The following is a 19,062-nucleotide window of genomic DNA, read 5'->3' on the forward strand; positions in this document are numbered from 1 at the left end:
AGTGGCAGGGCGATGACCGCTGACTCCTCTTCCCCCGGGCGCCTGGAGCGCGCCCTGACGAGCCTGCGCGGGCTGGCCGTGGGGGACGCGCTGGGCTCCCAGTTCTTCGTCCCCGCGCACTACCCCCTGCTCAAGCGCCGCGAGCTGCCCGCAGGCCCCTGGCAGTGGACGGACGACACCGAGATGGCCTGCTCCGTGGTCGCCGTCCTCGCCGCCCATCACCGCGTCGACCAGGACGCGCTCGCCCGCTCCTTCGCCGATCACCACGACGCCGACCGGGGCTACGGCCCCGCGGTCAGCCGACTGCTGCGCCTGGTCAGGGAGGGCGAGGACTGGCGCCGGCTGGCCGCCGGGCTCTTCAACGGCCAGGGGTCCTGGGGCAACGGCGCGGCGATGCGCATCGCGCCCCTGGGCGCGTGGTACGCGGACGATCCGGAGCAGGCGACCCACCAGGCGGAGATCTCGGCCTACACCACCCACCAGCACCGGGAGGCCGTGGTCGGCGCCATGGCTGTGGCCGCCGCGGCGGCGTTCGCCGGCTCTCCGGACGGTCCGCCCGCCCCCGAGGCCCTGCTCGACGGTGTCATCGCCCTCGTACCGAAGAGCGCGGTCGGCCAGGGCCTGCGCCGGGCCCGGGACATGCTCGACTACGACGACGCGGTCACCGTGGCGGCCGTCCTGGGCTGCGGACGCCGTACGACCGCCCATGACACCGTCCCCTTCGCCCTGTGGTCCGCCGCGCGGTCCCTCGGCGACTACGCGGCGGCGTTCTGGACCACCGCCCAGGCCGGCGGGGACGTGGACACCACCTGCGCGATCGTGGGCGGGGTGCTCGCCGCGGGCAAGGCGGGGACACCGCCCGCCGAGTGGGTCGAGCGCACCGAGGGCCTGCCGGACTGGGTGCCCGCGGGAGCCTGACGGCTCCGTCGCCACGCGAGCCCGGCCGGTCGGCGCCGCACGCCGGAACTCTCCGTCCCCGAAACGGGAACTCTCCGTGACCATCGCTCGTTGTCCCGATGTCCGCCGCCCGCCATGTCCGGGTCCGGTCCGGTCCAGGGTGGCCGGTGGAGCCGCGAGCGCGAGGGGGACGGAGGGGAGGAGAGATGACGTTCGGTATGCGGGTGCCGGTGCTGCTGCCGGAGTGGGGCCGGGGACCGGCTCGGACGCTGCTTTCCGCCGTGGTCCCCGCCCTGCTCCTGGTTCTCTCCCACGCTCTCGTGAGCGTGCTGCGGCCGACCGGATCCGCGCGCGTGCCGTCCCTCGCCCGGCAGCGGTCCGGCCGGCCGCGGCGTCACGCGGCGCGTCCCGGTTCAGCCCAGGTGCGGGCCCGCCGTGCCCGCGAGGGAGTCGAGGTCGCTCTTGCGGACCTTCAGCACCAGCCAGGCGGTGACGAAGGCGAGCACGGCCATCGCGGCGGCCGGGATGAAGGCCGTGGAAATGCCATGGGCGAGCACCTCGTTCCCCCACGGCGCGGGGATCTGGTGCGTCTTGGCGAACTCCGCCTTCTGCTCCGGCGAGGCCTCGGCGAGGAACCGGGGCAGCTGCTCCTTTGCCTCGTCGGTGCTCGCCGACCCGAAGACGGTCGTCAGGATGGACAACCCGAGCGAACCACCGACCTGCTGCGTGGCGTTGAGCAGCCCGGAAGCAGCTCCTGCCTCGTGCGGGGCCACACCGGCCACGGCGGTGACGGTGGCCGTCACGAAGGTCAGGCCCATACCGAAGCCGAACACCAGCATCGGACCCAGCACCCCGCCCGCATAGGTGCTGTCCGGCTGGATGAAGGTCTGCCAGCCCAGCCCGACGGCCACCAGCGCCGCGCCGGCCATCATGAACGGCTTGGGGCCGAGCACCGGAAGGAAGCGCTGCGACAACCCCGCACCGATCGCGATCGCGGCCGTCACGGGAAGGAACGCGATGCCGGCCCTGATGGCGCTGTAGCCGAGCACGTTCTGTACGAACAGCACGATGTAGAAGAACATGCCGAACATCGCCGCGGCCAGGCTCAGCATGATCACGTAGGTGCCCCAGCGGTTCCGTTCCGCGAACATCCGCAGCGGGGTGATCGGTTCCTTCGCCCGCGCCTCGATGAAGACGAAGGCGAGCAGCAGCACCACGGCGGCGGCGAAGGACCCGATCGTGAGCCCGTCCCGCCAGCCGTCCTCCGCGGCGCGGATGAACCCGTACACCAGCGACGCCATGCCGACCGTGGAGGTGAGCGCGCCGGCGAGGTCGAAGCGGCCCGGATGACGCTCGGACTCGTTGATGTACAACGGCGCGAGCACCGCGATCAGTACGCCGATGGGCACGTTGACGAACAGCACCCAACGCCAGTCGAGCCAGTCGGTGAGCATGCCGCCCGCCAGCAGGCCGATGGCACCGCCGCCCGCGGAAACGGCGGCGAACACACCGAAGGCCCGGTTGCGTTCCGGGCCTTCGGGGAAGGTGGTCGTTATCAGCGCCAGCGCCGTGGGGGACGCTATCGCGCCGCCCACACCCTGCAGGGCTCGTGCGGCCAGGAGTTGCCAGGGCTCCTGGGCCAGGCCGCCCAGCAGCGAGGCGAAGGTGAACAGCAGGATGCCGGTCATGAACACCCGGCGGCGGCCGAGGATGTCACCGGCCCGCGCACCGAGCAGCAGCAGGCCGCCGAAGGTGAGCGTGTAGGCGCTGACCACCCATGTCAGATCGGTGGTGCTGAAGCTGAGCGCTTCTTGAATGTGCGGGAGCGCGATGTTCACAATCGTCGCGTCGAGTACCACCATGAGCTGACTGGCCGCGATGACGGTGAGTGCGATACCGGGGTGCCCGCCCCGACGGGCCGCGCCCGATTTCTGATCGTCTGTGAGAACTTGAGAGGCTGTCACTGTGGGTCCCCCATACAGGCGTTAGTGAACGCTCGCGTTCACTGTCGCGCCCACCGTAGTGAGTCCCCAACAGTGAACGCAAGCGTTCACTTAAGCGTGTGTCGCGCTCGCGTCCCCCGTTGCGGCAGCGCGGCGTCACCGCCCCGGAACACCCGCTCACCTCACCTGCTGGAGAAACACGGATGGTTACCTCGCGCTGTACCACCGCGCCCGCCGGAACGGCTTCCCCGCGCCGGCGCGGCGCGGTACTGGAGCGGGCGATCCTCGACGCCGCCCTGGAGCAGCTCAGCACGGTCGGCTGGAAGGGGCTGACCATGGAGGGCGTCGCGGCCGGCGCCCACACCGGCAAGGCGGCGGTCTACCGTCGCTGGCCCTCCAAGGAGGACCTGGTGGCGGACGCCCTGGTGTCCGGACTGCCCCGGGTGGAGAAGGCCCCGGACCTCGGCAGCGTGCGCGAGGACCTGCTCACCCTGTGCCGCCAGGTGCGGCAGATCATGTACTCGCGGCCCGGCGCCGCACTGCGCTCGGTCATTCACGAGTGCGATCAGGTGCAGGCGGAGCGCTTCGAGGGGGTGATCCTCGGGAGTGTGGTCGAGCCGACCGTAGAGCTGGTGCGCGAGGTCATCGTCCGTGGAATAGAGCGGGGAGAGGTTCGGGCGGACGCGGCCAACGGCTACGTCTTCGATGCCATCCCGGCCATGATGATGTACCGGTCAAAGGTGTGCGCCAGCGAATGGAACGATCGAGACCTCGAAGGGATGGTCGACCAGCTGATGCTTCCGCTGCTGCGGCCCTACGGCGCCTGACGCCCCCTTCCGGCTCCCTTGGCGTCCCTGGGGAGACCGGGGTGTCGCGCGGCGATCCCGGCGGCGTACGCTAAGGGCGCCATGCCGTACGAACCGCCTACTCACACCGTCGAGCGCTCCCTGCGCGCCACGACCGGAGCGAAGGTCATTGCCGGTGTAGACGAGGTGGGGCGCGGTGCCTGGGCCGGTCCTGTCACGGTCTGCGCGGCGATCACCGGACTGCGCCGCCCGCCCGAGGGCCTGACCGACTCCAAGCTGCTCACGCTCAGACGGCGCACAGAACTGGCCGAGATCCTGCGGTCATGGGTGACGGCCTACGCGCTGGGGCATGCTTCCCCCGAGGAGATCGACGACCTGGGGATGACGGCCGCGCTGCGGCTGGCCGCGGTCCGTGCCCTGGATGCCCTGCCGGTCCGCCCCGACGCCGTGATCCTCGACGGGAAGCACGACTATCTCGGCGCTCCCTGGAAGGTCCGCACGGTGATCAAGGGTGATCGGTCGTGTGTGGCCGTAGCGGCGGCGTCGGTGATCGCCAAGGTTCAGCGCGACAAAATGATGGCCGAACTGGGTGTCGACCATGCAGACTTCGGATTTGCGGACAACGCCGGGTATCCGTCGCCCGTGCACAAGGCCGCACTGGCGGAGCGGGGGCCCACCCCGCACCACCGTTTGTCGTGGGCGTATCTTGATGCGTTGCCTCAGTGGCGGCACCTCAAGAAGGTCCGCAGCTGGGCGGACGGAAGCGTTCCGGAAATTGAGGGTCAGCTCGGCTTCGATTTCTGACGGTTCCGATCGCACTGATGTGCCACCCGGTCATCCGCGCCGCACCAATGTTTGATAAAAATCAGCTCATGCCTCTCATTCCCGAGGAGCCTCAGATTCACGAGAGTGCCCAGGGTCCCCGCGCCACGCCGGCCAGCGGCCGCACCGCGCCGACCCCCCGCCCCGTACCCGGCCCCCGCCCCGCGGCTCCGTCCCGCCCCGGTCGTCCCGGCCCTCTGCGGCCCACGCCGCCGGCGCAGCGCACACCGCGAGACGCGGCTCCGGCCAAGCCCGGCCCTTCCGGCCCCACCGCTCCCGCCGCCGCGGCGAGCCCGCAGATCCAGTTGATCCCGGCTTCGGCCGAGGGTGCGCTCGACGCCGCCGAGGAGGCGGTGGACCTGCTCCTGGACTCGGGTCGCGCCCCCGGCGAGGTGCTCGTGCTCACCACCGGTGCCCAGCACCCGTGGGCCGAACACGAACTGTCCTTCGGCGAAGCGTCCTACTGGGCGCAGCACGACGCCGGTGACGACGTCTTCTACGCGGACGCCGCCGTCGCCTCCCGCGCCGCCACCCGCCCGGTGGTCGTCGTGGCCGTCAACGGAGGCCCCGCCTCCGCCGCTGCCACCGCCCTCCCGCTGGCCCACGCCCGTGCCGGTGCACTGCTGATCGTCTGCGGTGACCCGCAGCAGATCAACTCGGTGCTGGGCGCCGGCGTCTGAGTCGCGTCCGGCGCCTCGGGACACCGAGGTGCCGAAGGAGCCGCTCCGGCGGAATCCGCACGGTGCGGCTTTTGACGTGCCCGGACGACGGGCTCGGTGTGCGGGGACGAGGGGCCGCGGCCGTGACGCCGCCGGGACCGGCTCCCGGGGAGGCCCGGAAGCGCCGGCCGACTTCATGCCGGGGGAGTGATCCGGGCCGCCATGGCACGCCTGCCGGGTCGGCACGCGCCCTACCGGCGGCTGGACCACCTACGGCCGTCCCCGGGGCGCACCCGGGGCGGATCCCGCAGGTCGCCCAGGGCGCCTCGGGGTCCGGAAGGCAGGTCCGGCGGGGCTTCTCGGGACGCTCTGCGCGCACACCGGTTCGGCTGGCCCTCGGGTACCGGCCGGATGCGTCGTAGCAGTCCCGGTGGGTGGCGCGGACCGTCGTACCGCCTGTGCCGCTCTGGTCAGCGAGCCGCCGCCCGGCTCAGCACCTCGGAGACCGGGCCGCCGGTGCGCGGCGCGAGCGACGGGGCGTCCGCGGTGGCGAACGGCTCCGGGGCCGAGTGCGCGTTCGGCCGGCGACCGCCGCGTCCCTCGCCGAGCACCTGCCAGCCGTCGTGGGTCAGCGTGATGTACGCGCCGCAGCGCAGCCCGTGCAGCGTGCAGGCATCGCGCAGCCCCCACATCCAGGCGCCGTCCTCCTCGGTCCAACGCGCGTCGCCCTCACGGCAGTAGAGCAGGACGGCCGTGCGCACAGGGGTACGGCGGCGCAGGTCGTGCGGAATCACCCGGCGCAACTGGGCCAGCAGCGCGTTGCGGAACATCCAGCCGTCGGCCGGGGCCGCTCGGCGCGTGAACGAGGCGCTCGCCCGCAGCCGCTCGTCAGGGTCGAGCACCGCCACGACCGCCGTGAGCGGCTTCGGCTGGTGGCGGGCGTGCAGGCCGCTGACGACCTCACGAGGGTTGCGCAGCAGAGGGATTCCGGCGGCGGCCCACTCCGCCGGCTCAAGCAGACGACTGGCGGAGGCGTCGGACGCGGGCGTCGACAACGAGGCCGCCGAGGACGGTGCGAATCCGAAGGTCACGTTCCTCCCTTCGGCTACGCGCCCACACTGCGGGCGAGGTCGGATTCGGGGGAGCGCGCGCCGCAGCGGAGCCCAACCGGGGTCACGGGTGAGTCGTGCGGGTAGCGGACCTCAATTCTTCCTGTCGAACTTGGTTGCGGCAACGAGCAATTGGCGCCGTCGAGTCTTATCTGGTAGTGCGTGGCTTATATCCCTCCTACCCACAGGCTGGGCCGTCGACGCCTGGGCCCGCGACAGCCCCGTCCGGCGGGCCGCCGTGAACGGCTGCGAGGCGTCCCGGAACAGCGGTGACGCCGCACTCATCCCTGGACGGCGAGAACCAGCGGCAGCACGCCACGCGCCCCGGACTTGCGGAGCAGACGCGCCGCGACCGCCAGGGTCCAGCCCGTCTCCGTGAAGTCGTCGACCAGCAGCACCGGACCGTCCGCCGCGGCGAGCGCCGAGGCCAGGGCGGGCGGCACCGTCAACGCCCCGTCGAGCGCTTTCAGCCGCTGGGCGCTGTTGCTGCGGTGCACCCGAGGAGCGTCCCCCGCGTACTCCACCGAGCCGAGCAGGGGCAGCCTGCCGATCTCGGCGATGCGGGCACCCAGGGAGTGGATCAGCCGGGGCCGGCTGCGCGAGGCCATGGTGACCACGCCCACCGGCCGGGGCGGGGCGTCGGACGCACCGGAGGCCCAGCCGCCCGGCCCACGGGCCCAGTCGGCCAGCACGCCGACCACGGCTTGCGCCACATCGTCCGGCACCGCCGCGTCCGGTGCCTGCGGGGCGAACAGGGGGCGCAGCCGGTTGCCCCAGCCGATGTCCGACAGACGCCCCAGAGCCCTCCCCGGCGAGGCCTGTTCCCCCGCGGGGATACGGCCCTTGAGGCCGATGCCGATGGCCGGGAGCCCGGTCGGCCACATGCGCCGGGGCTCCACCTCCACGCCGGCGCGACCCAGATCGCTCCGCGCGGCGTCCAGCGCCGCGGGGGACAGGCCCGAGGTGAAGCGCGGTCCCGCGCAGTTGTCGCAGCGGCCACACGGTTTGGCGCCCTCGTCGTCCAGCTGGCGCTGGAGGAACTCCATCCGGCACTCGGTGGTGGTCGCGTACTCGCGCATCGCCTGCTGCTCGGCCGCGCGCTGCCGGGCCACCCACGCGTAGCGCTCGGCGTCGTACGACCAGGGCTGTCCGGTGGCCGTCCAGCCGCCCTTGACCCGCCGCACCGCTCCGTCCACGTCGAGGACCTTCAGCATGGACTCCAGGCGGGAACGGCGCAGCTCCACCAGCGGTTCGAGGGCGGGCAGCGACAAGGGCCCGTCCGCCCGGGCGAGGACGTCGAGGGTGCGCCGGACCAGATCCTCGGAGGGAAAGGCCAGCGAGGCGAAGTACTCCCAGATCGCCTCGTCCTCCTTGCCCGGCAGCAGCAGCACCTCGGCGTGGGCGACGCCGCGTCCGGCCCTGCCGACCTGCTGGTAGTAGGCGATGGGGGAGGAGGGCGAGCCGAGATGGACGACGAAACCGAGATCCGGCTTGTCGAAGCCCATACCGAGCGCGGAGGTGGCCACCAGGGCCTTGACGCGGTTGGCGAGCAGATCCTCCTCCGCCTGCTGCCGTTCGGCGTTCTCCGTCTTGCCCGTGTAGGAGGCGACGGTGTGTCCGCGCTGCCGCAGAAAGGCGGTGACCTCCTCGGCGGCGGCGACGGTGAGGGTGTAGACGATGCCGGAGCCCGGCAGCTCATCGAGGTGATCGGCGAGCCAGGCCATCCGGTGCGCGGCATCCGGCAGCCGCAGCACACCGAGGCTCAGACTCTCCCGGTCCAGCGGCCCGCGCAGCACCAGCGCGTCCATCGTGCCGCCCGTGCCGAGCTGCTCGGCGACGTCCGCGGTCACCCGCGCGTTGGCCGTGGCGGTGGTGGCCAGCACCGGGACGCCGGAGGGCAGGTCGCCGAGCATGGTGCGCAGCCGACGGTAGTCGGGGCGGAAGTCGTGGCCCCAGTCGGAGATGCAGTGGGCCTCGTCCACCACCAGCAGACCGGTGGCGGCGGACAGCTTGGGCAGGACCTGGTCGCGGAAGTCGGGGTTGTTCAGCCGCTCCGGGGAGACCAGCAGCACGTCGACCGCGCCGGCCGCGATCTCGGCCTGGACGGCGTCCCACTCCTCGGTGTTGGCCGAGTTGATGGTCCGGGCGTGGATACCGGCCCGGCCCGCGGCCTCCACCTGGTTGCGCATGAGCGCGAGCAACGGCGAGACGATCACCGTGGGGCCGCTTCCCCTGGCGCGCAGCAGCGAGGTCGCGACGAAGTACACCGCGGACTTGCCCCAGCCCGTGCGCTGCACGACCAGGGCCCGGCGCCGGTCGGCGACCAGCGCCTCGATCGCCCGCCACTGGTCCTCGCGCAGCCGGGCGGCGCCCGTCGCGTCCCCGACGAGCCGGGCGAGGACGGCATCGGCCTCTGTCCGGAGATCCGCGTTGCTCGTGTGTTCCATGCGTTCCATACAACAGGACGGCACCGACAACCGGGCGGGCCCGGGCCGGGTCTGTGGACAGCGGGACAGTCCGGGACAACGTTGTCGTGTCCCTGATCCGACTTATCCACAGGCTCAAGCGGAATCTCGAAATCCGCGAGATCGTCGGCGCATGACGAATCACAGCGAAACCGCCGGACCCTTCGGAAACGACGACATCTCCGGGCACGACCCCTCGGCCGGGCCGGCCGACCACACCGCGCAGGTCACCCTGCGCACCCCCGCCGAACTGGCCGACGCCCTGCCCTACCTGCTCGGCTACCGACCCGAGGACAGCATGGTGCTCGTCGCCCTGCACGACAGGGGAGGACGCGGCAGGTTCGGCGGCCGGGCCCGGCTCGGCATCCCGGCCAGCGAGGAGGACTGGGAGGCCGCCGCCAGGCAGCTGGCCCGCGGGCTGGTGACCGGCAGCGAGCGGCGCGGCGCCCGCCCCGAGGGCATGGTGGCTTATGTCTGCCAGGAACCCGGCCCCGGTGAGTCCGGCCGGGAGGTCAAGCAACGGCTGACGAGGCTGGCCCAGCTGATGCGGACCGAGTGCGGAAGCCTCGACGTGCCCGTCGTCGAGGCCCTGTGCATCTCGGACGGGCGTTTCTGGTCGTACTGCTGCCCGGTCAAGGGCTGCTGCCCCGACGACGGCTCCCCGATGGGCCTGCCCGGCACCTCCGTGCTCGCCGCGGCGGCCACCTACGCCGGCCTCCAGGTGCGCGGCACACTGAAGGAACTGCGCGCCAGGCTGCAACCCCGGGAGTCCGCGGCGGCCCTGGACCAGGAGATCGCCCTCGACACGGCGGGCATGAGCCTGGTGCCGCGCATCCTGGACGAGACGGCCCGCGAGGAGGTGGCGGAGGAGACCCTCGCCCTCGCCGAGCGCGTCATCCGCCGCTTCGCCGCGGCGGCACCGGTCTCCGGTACCCATCCGGCGGACGTCCGCGACGACGGCCTCCTCGGCGCCGACGAGGCGGCGGCCCTCATCCTCGGACTCCAGGACCGCACGACCCGCGACCGGGCCGCCGCCTGGATGGAAGGCGACGTCGCGGGCCCGGCACTGCGGCTCTGGCGAGCTCTGGCCCGCCGCTGCGTCGGCCCCTACAGCGAGCACGCCGCCGCACCGCTGACCCTTGCGGGCTGGGTCGCCTGGTCCACGGGCGACGAACTGGAGGCGCGCGAGGCACTGGCCATGGCACTGGGTGCGGATCCCGACTACCTCTTCGCCCGTCTGCTGCACCAGGCATGCAACGAAGGACTCGATCCCGAAGCGGTCCGCCGCTGCCTGCGCGCCCAGGACACGCGGAACACGGACAGCGGTCAGAACACTCAGAGCAGGCAGGACACGCAGTCCACACCGGCGCAGACGGCGCCGCAGACGGACCCGGCACCGCAGCAGGCGCTCGCCGAGACCGCGCACAACCGGGCCCCGGCATCCCGGGCCCCGGCGGACGGCCCGACACCGGGCCTCCGGCCGGGCGGGCAGCGCAGGCGCCGCACGCGGAGCACGGACGGTGACGACAACCGCCCCACATCCCGGACCAAGACGGACCGACGCAGGCCGTCCGGCTCCCGCCCCCGGTCGACCGCGCCCGGAGCCACCAGGCCCGGCACCCGAGGGGCGAGCATCACGCGCACGCGTGTCACCGGCCCCGGTGACGATGCCAGCAGCGGTATGCCGTCGGAGGGCGGACACCCGCGGACCGAGGACGACGGATGAGCGTCCGCCGGGCCACGCCCGGACGGGCAGCATCCCTGGCCGCAACAGCCGCGGAGCGCAACAACCGCGGGCCCCGTACTGGCGGTCCGGTGCCCCCGGAGGCGGTTCCGAAAGCGGCCCCCGGCGAGCCCTCCGGTCACGCCGGCCAGAGAGGAGCACCGGCCGGCTGCCGTACCGCGGCTCCTGTCCGGGCAGGCCGCCGGTCACGGGGGACAGCCCGCCGCCAGGCCGGCTTTCCGAGCCGGCCCCTGGGCAGAGGACCGCGTCGGCGGACGCCCGGCCCTGCCCTGGCGCCGGACGGCCGGCCCATGCCCCACCCCACCTGACCGCCACCACCGTCTACCCCTCGCCGACACCGGCCTGCCGGGCGCCGGCCCGCTCGCCCCGGACCGGGGGCCGGGGGCCTCGGCACCGAGGAGGTGGGACGCGACCCGTTCGGTCACCGGACCGGAGCCGTGCGCCCCGCCGCCCGGCGGCCCGCCGTCCGACGACCATGCACCCCCGCGGCCTGTCTTCCTGGTCCTGCGACGCCGCCGACGCACAGCCTGCGAGACCTACGAGACCTATGCCGCCTAACGGGGCGCAGGACCCGTGCGTGCGGACCGGGGTGTCGGGGGCGGGCCCCGGCGAGGGCGGTGAGCAGCAGGGTCACGGAGGCCGCAGGGGAGCCACCGGGCAGCGCACCGGAACGAGGCGCGACCGCCACCGATACGGCAGCCGAGGGAGTGTTTATCGTCAGGAAGACGACTATGATCGCGGCATGCCCTACGACCCGTCAGCCTTTCCGCCCTTCGCCGTCACCGTGGACCTGGTCGTGCTGACCGTGCGCCGCCATGCCCTGTGCGCGTTGGCGGTACGCAGGGGCGAGCCCCCCTTCCAGGGGCGCTGGGCACTGCCCGGAGGCTTCGTACGGGCCGACGAGGATCTGACCCAGGCGGCGGCGCGTGAACTGGCCGAGGAAACCGGGCTTTGCGCCCATGACCCGGCCGCCCCGGCCCAGGCCAACGGCGCCCACCTGGAGCAGCTCGCCACCTACGGCGACCCGAAGCGGGATCCGCGTATGCGCGTGGTCAGCGTCGCGCATCTCGCGCTCGCGCCCGACCTGCCCGCACCGCGCGCCGGCGGCGACGCCAGCAACGCGCGCTGGGCCCCGGTCGAGGAACTGCTCCAGCAGGGCGGTTACGGCCGTGACGGCGAACCCGTGGCACCGCTCGCCTTCGACCACGCCCGGATCCTCGCGGACGGAGTGGAACGCGCCCGATCGAAGATCGAGTACTCGTCTCTGGCCACCGCCTTCTGCCCGCCCGAGTTCACGGTCGGCGAGCTGCGCCGGGTGTACGAGGCGGTGTGGGGCGTCGCGCTCGACCCGCGCAACTTCCACCGCAAGGTGACCGGCACCCCCGGATTCCTCGTCCCCACCGGAGGGACGACCACGCGCCAGGGCGGACGGCCGGCCCAGCTCTTCCGGGCCGGCGGCGCCACGCTCCTCAACCCGCCGATGCTGCGCCCCGAGGTCTGAGACGCGACAAACCGGCACCGGTGATCGTTCTGCCCGCTGCCCGCTGCCCGCTGCCCGCTGCCCGCTGCCCGCTGCCCGCTGCCCGCTGCCCGCTGCCCGCTGCCCGCTGCCCGCTGCCCGCTGCCCGCTGCCCGTCAGTCGTCGGGCTGTCCGTGTCGAGCGCGTGCGCTCCGTCGAACGGCGGAAAAGGAAAGAGGTAGGTCACGCAGCGCCTTTCCGCAAATCGTCTTATACACGAAAAACCAGACATGTCGCGCTATCTTGCTGCAGGTGATCCAGGCCTTCGGACTGACCAGCAATCCCCGCAAGGCGCATCCGCCCGCCGTCGACGACATCTCCTTCGAGGCGCGCGCCGGACAAGTCACCGCGCTCCTCGGATGCGCCGGCGCGGGCAAGACGACCACGCTCAGACTCATGCTTGAGCTCCAACAAGGGTGCGGCATCACCTACTTCAGGGGCCGGCCCCTGCACCGGATCGCCCATCCGGCGCGAGAAGTCGGCGTGCTCCTCGGCGATGTGCCGGGGCATCCCGCCCGCTCGGTCCGTGGTCATCTGCGCATGCTGTGCGCCGCGTCGGGAGTTCCCGCGCGGCGAGCCGACGAGGTACTCGAAGTGGTCGGTCTCGTCAGCCTCCGGGAGGAACGTCTCGGCACGCTGTCACGCGGCATGGACCGCAGACTCGGTCTCGCCTGCGCTCTCTTGCCCGACCCGCACACGCTCGTCCTGGACGAACCCGCCGACGGCCTCTCCGCCCGGGAGGCCCAATGGATGCACGGCATGTTGCGGGCCCATGCCGACCAGGGCGGCACGGTGCTGTTCACCACGGCCGAGCCCAAGGAGGCGGCGCGCACCGCCGACCGGGTCGTCACGCTCGACAGGGGCAGACTGGTCGCCGACCAGGAGGCAAGGGTTTTCGCCCGTACCCGGTTGCGCCGACGAGTGGCCGTCCGCAGTCCCCACGCCGCGCGCCTGGCGGCCCTGCTCGCCAGGGACGCCCGCACCGCCCGCCGCTCCGTCGAAGTCGTACGCGAGGGCGGCAACCGCCTGTCGGTGTACGGCAGCACGACCGCCGACGTCGGTGAGATCGCCTTCCGCCACGGCATCCTCGTCCACCAACTCGCCGACGAGGTGGGCGACATGGGACCGGGTGCCGGAGCCGAGGGCGACGGCGGCGCGCGCCCCGCCGAACCGCGGCCACCCGTACCGGACTCACCGCCTGCCAACCGGTGGGCCCGGCCGGAGCAGGACCCGGCGGCGACCGGCGTCTCGTACGGGGACCGGGAATCCGCCCCGGCCGGCCGTGTGTCGAAGGAGCGTGGCAGCGAGGTGCCGGAACCCGCCCTGGACGGCCGCCAGGCCGGGTTCGGCGGCGCATCCCCATCCCCGGGGCGGAGCGCGCGCGAAGCGTCGGCGGCGGAGCCGCGACCCGCAGGACCGGCCGCCCCACGGGAGACCGCGAAAGGCGGGCTTCCGACGGCGGACCCACGCACCGCGGAGCGGGCGGCGGAGCCGTGCAGCGCCTCGCCCGGCCGGGCAGCGGCCGGACTCCACTCAACGGCCTTGGACCGGTCCGCTCCGGACCCGCAGGCACCGGCGCAGGGCCTCTCGGCGGGGAACACCACGGTCTCCGGGTACCCGGCCGGACAGCGCAAGCACCCCCCGGCCGTACCGTCGGCACCGGAGGCGGAACAGGCGGTGGCCGGACTGTCCCCGATGCCCGAAGGGCAGTGGTCGTCCAGCTGTTCGGCCTCGCAGCGGACGGGCGGCGCCGACGGCGGGCGGACCCGCGGCGCTGCTCAGCGAACCGGACCGGCTCACCCCGTGTCCGCCCCCGGCACCTCATCGCGCGACGCTTCCCCGGCCGTCGCGGTGGCCCCGACCGAAGACACGACGCACACCGGTACCGCATCCGGTGCGGACAACACGGCAGGCGAGCAGCCGGGCCGATCCGCACGGCAGGCGCGGCGGCGCGCCGATGCCGGGGCCGGCGCCCGGAACGGCGGCGACGACGGCTGGTCGCGGTCCGAGGCCGCGAGCGGCGCCGGGGAGGGCGGCACCGACGACCGGTCCGCCGATGCGACGGCCGCCCCGGAGACCGGGTCCGGCGCGGTCGCGTCGCCCTCCGGGCCGCAGGCCGACGGCACGGCCGCCCCCGCGCCGGGCGTCCCCGGCACTCGTCTCCTCCTTCCGGGGGCGAGAAACCCCGGCGCCCGGAACGCGCGGGAGGACCATGCCGGCCGTTCCGACGGTGACCGTGCCGCAGCCGTGATCTCCTCGCCTCTTCCGCCCCCCATCTCCGTCCGCCCCGCCCCGAGCCCTCTCCGTCCTCTGCGCTACGAGATCCGGCGCGCCGCCGGTATCGGCACCGGCTTCCTCACCTGCGGGGCCGTACTCGTGGTGTCCGCGCTCACCGCCGTACTCCTGGCCAGGATCGGGCACACCCCGCAGGCGCGGCTGTTCGCGGCCTGGCCGCGGGGGCTGCCGCTGCCGCCCGCGGCGCTCGGGGCCGGGCTGCTCGGCGCGCTGGCCTTCGGGGACGAGTTCCGCCACCCCGCCCTGGCGGCGGACCGCGGCACCGTCCCCCGCCGGCTGGGGCTGCTCACCGCCAAACTGCTCGTCTCCGGAGCCACCGCGGGGCTGCTCGCCTTCCTCACCCTGGGCTGCGACGCCGAGGTGCTCTACATCGTCTACGGCCGGGAACTGACGGAAGTTCCCGCGGACTGGCTCTCACTGACGGCGAGTTGGTTCGGGCTGGTCGTCGGCTGCTCTTGGGCGGGGGTGCTGGCGGCCGGCGTGTTCCGGTCCACCACGGCCGGGCTGGCCGCGGTCCTCGCCGTACCCGTCCTCGCCGTACCCCTCGTCCACAAGGCGCTCCAGGGCCCGGCCGTGCGCATGGCGGCGGACTTCCCGGTGCGGATGCGGGAGGTCTTCCTGTTGCAGTGGCCCTTCGGAGGGGACCGGTACCTGCTCGCCGCCGCGCGGGTCCTCGCCCAACCCGTGGGCGCCGCACTGGCGTTGTCGCTCGCGGGCCTGCTCTGCGCGTATCTGCTCACGGCGTTGCGGACCCGGCTGCACTGACCGCACTTCGTTCACTTCCGGCCCTGCTCTGCCCGCAACTCCCCGCAGGAAGCCCATTTCTTTCCGATAAGGCGTCAATTGCGACGGGGTGAGCGATCACCCTTTCGTGTGCTTTTCACCAAAGACCTCAAGGGAGTTGGAGGCGGCGCCGACAAAGGATCCGTGAGTACCCTTGCGCACACCATGATGACCGCCGCCCGCTCCACAGACTCAGGTCTGGTCGGCCCGGGCGAACTCGACCGCTACCCCTACGCCGAAGGCCCGGTGGCCGACCGCGTCGGAGCGCCTGCCTGGGACGGCGGGGAACCCGAGCTGGGCCGCGTCAGCCGGCGGGCCGCGGCCAGCCGAGGACGCGGGCTGCACGGCCAACTCGTCCAGCAGCTCGGACAGATGATCGTCTCCGGCGATCTGGGCGCGGACCGACCGCTGGTACCGGAGGAGATCGGCCAGCGCTTCGAGGTCTCCCGCACCGTCGTCCGCGAGTCGCTCCGGGTCCTGGAGGCCAAGGGCCTGGTCAGCGCCCGCCCGAACGTCGGCACGCGGGTGCGCCCCGTCAGCGACTGGAACCTCCTCGACCCGGACATCATCGAGTGGCGGGCCTTCGGGCCGCAGCGCGACGACCAGCGCCGGGAGCTCAGCGAGCTGCGCTGGACGATCGAGCCGCTGGCCGCCCGCCTCGCCGCCGGCCACGGGCGCGAGGAGGTGCAGCAGCGCCTGTGCGACATGGTCGAGATCATGAGCCACGCCATGGCACAGGGCGACGCGCTCACCTACGCGCGGGCGGACACGGAGTTCCACTCGCTGCTGATCCAGGTCGCGGGCAACCGCATGCTGGAGCACCTCTCCGGCATCGTCTCGGCGGCGCTCCAGGTCTCCGGCGGCCCGGTCACCGCCTGTGACCGCCCCAACGAGGCGTCCCTCGCCCAGCACGCGCGGATCGTCGACGCCCTCGGCACCGGCGACGGCACGGCGGCGGAGACGGCCATGCGTCAGCTGCTGATGGTCCACCCCGAGGTGGAGCGCGTGGTGCCCGCCCCGCGCGAGCACTGATCCGCGAGGGACGTGGTGCGGTCGCCAGTGTGTGACGTCCCAGTGGTGCTCGCGGCGGCGCCGGACCCGGGCGCCGGCCGCCGCCGGACTCCGCCGGACCCTCGGGAGTCCGGCGGAGTCCGGCGAGGCGGCAGGCCTCCTGGTGACGGGGACGGCCGGGATGGCGGCCACCGGTGATCTCCTATGCGCACATCTGACCGGTTTTGACCGTTTACGGGGTGTGACTCGGGCCACGCAGAATGGGCGTAACGCTCGTGGAGACAGCGCGATGACCTAAGAGGTGATAGCCGCGGAGGGAATACGGACGCCGTACATGGCGCTGTGCATCTTCCCGGCCCCCGCCCGCGCCGTCGGCCCATCCCCAGGCCGGTGGTCGGCTCCTGTCCGCAGTGGACGGTGCCGGAAGCCGTTTTCCAACGTTCCGAGAGGTTGTTCGTGTCGGCCAGCACATCCCGTACGCTCCCGCCGGAGATCGCCGAGTCCGTCTCTGTCATGGCGCTCATTGAGCGGGGAAAGGCTGAGGGGCAGATCGCCGGCGACGATGTGCGTCGGGCCTTCGAAGCTGACCAGATCCCGGCCACTCAGTGGAAGAACGTACTGCGCAGCCTCAACCAGATTCTTGAGGAAGAGGGTGTGACGCTGATGGTCAGTGCCGCAGAGCCCAAGCGCACCCGCAAGAGCGTCGCAGCGAAGAGTCCGGCCAAGCGCACCGCCACCAGGACGGTCGCGGCGAAGACGACGGTGACCACCAGGAAGGCCACCGCCACCACGGCCGCCCCCGCGGCGCCCACCGCCGCGGCCGCAGCCGATTCCGCCGAGGAAGCCGCAACCGCCAAGAAGGCCGCCGCCAAGAAGACCACGGCCGCCAAGAAGGCGACCGCCAAGAAGACCGTCGCCAAGAAGACGGCCGCCAAGAAGACCACCGCCAAGAAGGACGACGTCGAGCTCCTCGACGAAGAGGTCCTTGAGGACACCAAGGTCGCCGACGAGCCCGAGGGCACCGAGAACGCCGGCTTCGTCCTGTCCGACGAGGACGAGGACGACGCGCCCGCGCAGCAGGTCGCCGCGGCCGGCGCCACCGCCGACCCGGTCAAGGACTACCTGAAGCAGATCGGCAAGGTCCCCCTGCTCAACGCCGAGCAGGAGGTCGAGCTGGCCAAGCGCATCGAGGCGGGTCTCTTCGCCGAGGACAAGCTGGCCAACTCCGACAAGCTCGCCCCGAAGCTCAAGCGCGAGCTGGAGATCATCGCCGAGGACGGCCGCCGCGCCAAGAACCACCTCCTGGAGGCCAACCTCCGTCTGGTGGTCTCCCTGGCCAAGCGCTACACCGGCCGCGGCATGCTCTTCCTGGACCTCATCCAGGAAGGCAACCTCGGTCTGATCCGCGCGGTCGAGAAGTTCGACTACACCAAGGGCTACAAGTTCTCCACGTACGCCACCTGGTGGATCCGTCAGGCGATCACCCGCGCCATGGCCGACCAGGCCCGCACCATCCGTATCCCGGTGCACATGGTCGAGGTCATCAACAAGCTCGCCCGCGTACAGCGCCAGATGCTCCAGGACCTGGGCCGCGAGCCCACCCCGGAGGAGCTGGCCAAGGAACTCGACATGACCCCGGAGAAGGTCATCGAGGTCCAGAAGTACGGCCGTGAGCCCATCTCGCTGCACACCCCGCTGGGCGAGGACGGCGACAGCGAGTTCGGTGACCTCATCGAGGACTCCGAGGCCGTCGTGCCCGCCGACGCGGTCAGCTTCACGCTCCTGCAGGAGCAGCTGCACTCCGTGCTGGACACCCTGTCCGAGCGCGAGGCCGGCGTCGTCTCCATGCGCTTCGGTCTCACCGACGGCCAGCCGAAGACCCTCGACGAGATCGGCAAGGTCTACGGCGTGACGCGTGAGCGCATCCGCCAGATCGAGTCCAAGACCATGTCGAAGCTGCGCCACCCGTCGCGCTCCCAGGTGCTGCGCGACTACCTCGACTAGGTCGCGACCGTACGACGGCGAAGGCCCGGTTCCCCTCAGGGAGCCGGGCCTTCGTGCTGCGCGATGCCGCTCGATGGATCACTCTGGGCGCCCCAGGAAGACCTGAGAGTGAGGAGCATGCATGCGCCGTTCCCTTGCCCGGGCACTGGTCCGGCCGCTGGCGCTGGCGGCCGCCATGGCCGTGATACCGCTGGTGGGCGCGGCTCCCGCAGCCGCCGGCGGCGTGGTCGTGGGGGGCTTCCCGATAGACGTCTCCCGGGCCCCGTGGACGGTCGCGCTGGCCAGCCGTGACCTGTTCGGCGGAGCGCGGGCGGGGCAGTTCTGCGGCGCCGTGGCCATCGGGCCGACCACGGTGCTCACGGCGGCCCACTGTCTGAGCGAGGAAGCCCTCGGAATGCCGCCGGACCGGGTGCGTGACCTCAAGGTCATCACGGGCCGCACCGACCTGCTGTCAGCGGAGGGCGAGGAGATCGACGTACGGCAGATCCGCCGCAACCCCCGGTTCGACCTCACGACCAATTCCGGGGACTTCGCGCTCCTCGCGCTCGCCAGGCCCCTGCCGCGGAGCGCGGTCATCACCATGGCCCGCGCGGGTGATCCGGCCTACCGGCCCGGTACGGAGGCGCTGGTGTCCGGATGGGGCGACACGACCGGCGAGGGCGCCTACGCGCGGCGGCTGCGGGCCGCACGCGTACGCGTGCTCTCCGACGACCTGTGCGCCAAGGCCTATCCGGGCGGCCCGGAGGGCACCTATCAGGCCGCCACCATGCTGTGCGCCGGAGAGGTCGCCGGAGGGCCGGACGGCTGCCAGGGAGACAGCGGCGGTCCGCTGGTGGCCGAGGGGCGGCTGATCGGCCTCGTGTCGTGGGGGAGCGGCTGCGGACGGCCGGAGCACCCCGGCGTCTACACGCGCGTCTCCGAGGTCGTACGAGCGCTGGAGCCGGCTCAGGGGCCCGGAAACGGCCCCACGGCGGCGCCTGGCGCGTAAGCGGGTATGAGCACGGG

The 19,062-nt window shown here is 72.8% G+C and carries 13 protein-coding genes; 10 read left to right on the plus strand and 3 right to left on the minus strand.

Annotation, left to right across the window (positions count from 1 at the left end):
- The first annotated feature begins 12 nt into the window (after positions 1-12).
- Complete coding sequence (locus ABD350_RS10070; protein ID WP_344347518.1) at positions 13-918, plus strand: ADP-ribosylglycohydrolase family protein; 906 nt, start codon at positions 13-15, stop codon at positions 916-918.
- A gap of 392 nt (positions 919-1,310) precedes the next feature.
- On the opposite strand, the gene ABD350_RS10075 is transcribed toward ABD350_RS10070, so the two are convergent.
- Complete coding sequence (locus ABD350_RS10075) at positions 1,311-2,861, minus strand: MFS transporter (protein WP_344347519.1); 1,551 nt, start codon at positions 2,859-2,861, stop codon at positions 1,311-1,313.
- Between the two features lie 182 nt (positions 2,862-3,043).
- Between ABD350_RS10075 and ABD350_RS10080 the strand changes: the two genes are divergently transcribed.
- The 3 genes from ABD350_RS10080 (at position 3,044) to ABD350_RS10090 (ending at position 5,148) form a co-directional block, all read left to right on the plus strand.
- Positions 3,044-3,667, plus strand: coding sequence for a TetR/AcrR family transcriptional regulator (locus ABD350_RS10080; protein WP_344347520.1), 624 nt, complete (start codon positions 3,044-3,046; stop codon positions 3,665-3,667).
- Positions 3,668-3,748: 81 nt separating this feature from the next.
- Complete coding sequence (locus tag ABD350_RS10085) at positions 3,749-4,450, plus strand: ribonuclease HII (RefSeq protein ID WP_344347521.1); 702 nt, start codon at positions 3,749-3,751, stop codon at positions 4,448-4,450.
- Positions 4,451-4,518: 68 nt separating this feature from the next.
- Complete coding sequence (locus ABD350_RS10090; protein WP_344347522.1) at positions 4,519-5,148, plus strand: hypothetical protein; 630 nt, start codon at positions 4,519-4,521, stop codon at positions 5,146-5,148.
- A 449-nt stretch (positions 5,149-5,597) separates the two neighbouring features.
- Here ABD350_RS10090 and ABD350_RS10095 read toward each other — a convergent pair whose 3' ends face one another.
- Together ABD350_RS10095 and ABD350_RS10100 are read right to left on the minus strand one after the other, a co-directional pair.
- Complete coding sequence (locus tag ABD350_RS10095; RefSeq protein ID WP_344347523.1) at positions 5,598-6,218, minus strand: hypothetical protein; 621 nt, start codon at positions 6,216-6,218, stop codon at positions 5,598-5,600.
- A gap of 299 nt (positions 6,219-6,517) precedes the next feature.
- Complete coding sequence (locus ABD350_RS10100; protein WP_344347525.1) at positions 6,518-8,683, minus strand: RecQ family ATP-dependent DNA helicase; 2,166 nt, start codon at positions 8,681-8,683, stop codon at positions 6,518-6,520.
- A gap of 151 nt (positions 8,684-8,834) precedes the next feature.
- Here ABD350_RS10100 and ABD350_RS10105 point away from each other — a divergent pair, with 151 nt between their 5' ends.
- The 6 genes from ABD350_RS10105 to ABD350_RS10130 all read left to right on the plus strand — a co-directional run bounded on the left by ABD350_RS10105 (position 8,835) and on the right by ABD350_RS10130 (position 19,045).
- Positions 8,835-10,427 (plus strand): DUF4192 domain-containing protein, encoded by a 1,593-nt coding sequence (locus ABD350_RS10105; protein ID WP_344347526.1) that lies wholly within the window; start codon positions 8,835-8,837, stop codon positions 10,425-10,427.
- Positions 10,428-11,187: 760 nt separating this feature from the next.
- A complete protein-coding gene (locus ABD350_RS10110) occupies positions 11,188-11,946 on the plus strand; it encodes an NUDIX hydrolase (protein WP_344347527.1) in 759 nt (252 codons plus the stop codon).
- 270 nt (positions 11,947-12,216) lie between these two features.
- Positions 12,217-15,024 (plus strand): ATP-binding cassette domain-containing protein, encoded by a 2,808-nt coding sequence (locus tag ABD350_RS10115; RefSeq protein ID WP_344347528.1) that lies wholly within the window; start codon positions 12,217-12,219, stop codon positions 15,022-15,024.
- Between the two features lie 162 nt (positions 15,025-15,186).
- Positions 15,187-16,074 carry a FadR/GntR family transcriptional regulator gene (locus ABD350_RS10120; protein WP_344347529.1) on the plus strand — a complete coding sequence of 296 codons (888 nt, stop codon included), beginning with the start codon at positions 15,187-15,189 and terminating at the stop codon, positions 16,072-16,074.
- 435 nt (positions 16,075-16,509) lie between these two features.
- A complete protein-coding gene (locus tag ABD350_RS10125) occupies positions 16,510-18,057 on the plus strand; it encodes an RNA polymerase sigma factor (protein WP_344347530.1) in 1,548 nt (515 codons plus the stop codon).
- 121 nt (positions 18,058-18,178) lie between these two features.
- A complete protein-coding gene (locus ABD350_RS10130) occupies positions 18,179-19,045 on the plus strand; it encodes a serine protease (protein ID WP_344347531.1) in 867 nt (288 codons plus the stop codon).
- The last annotated feature ends 17 nt before the right edge of the window (positions 19,046-19,062 follow it).

Origin of the sequence: Streptomyces nogalater (assembly GCF_039532885.1) — a bacterium.
Lineage (GTDB): Bacteria > Actinomycetota > Actinomycetes > Streptomycetales > Streptomycetaceae > Streptomyces > Streptomyces nogalater.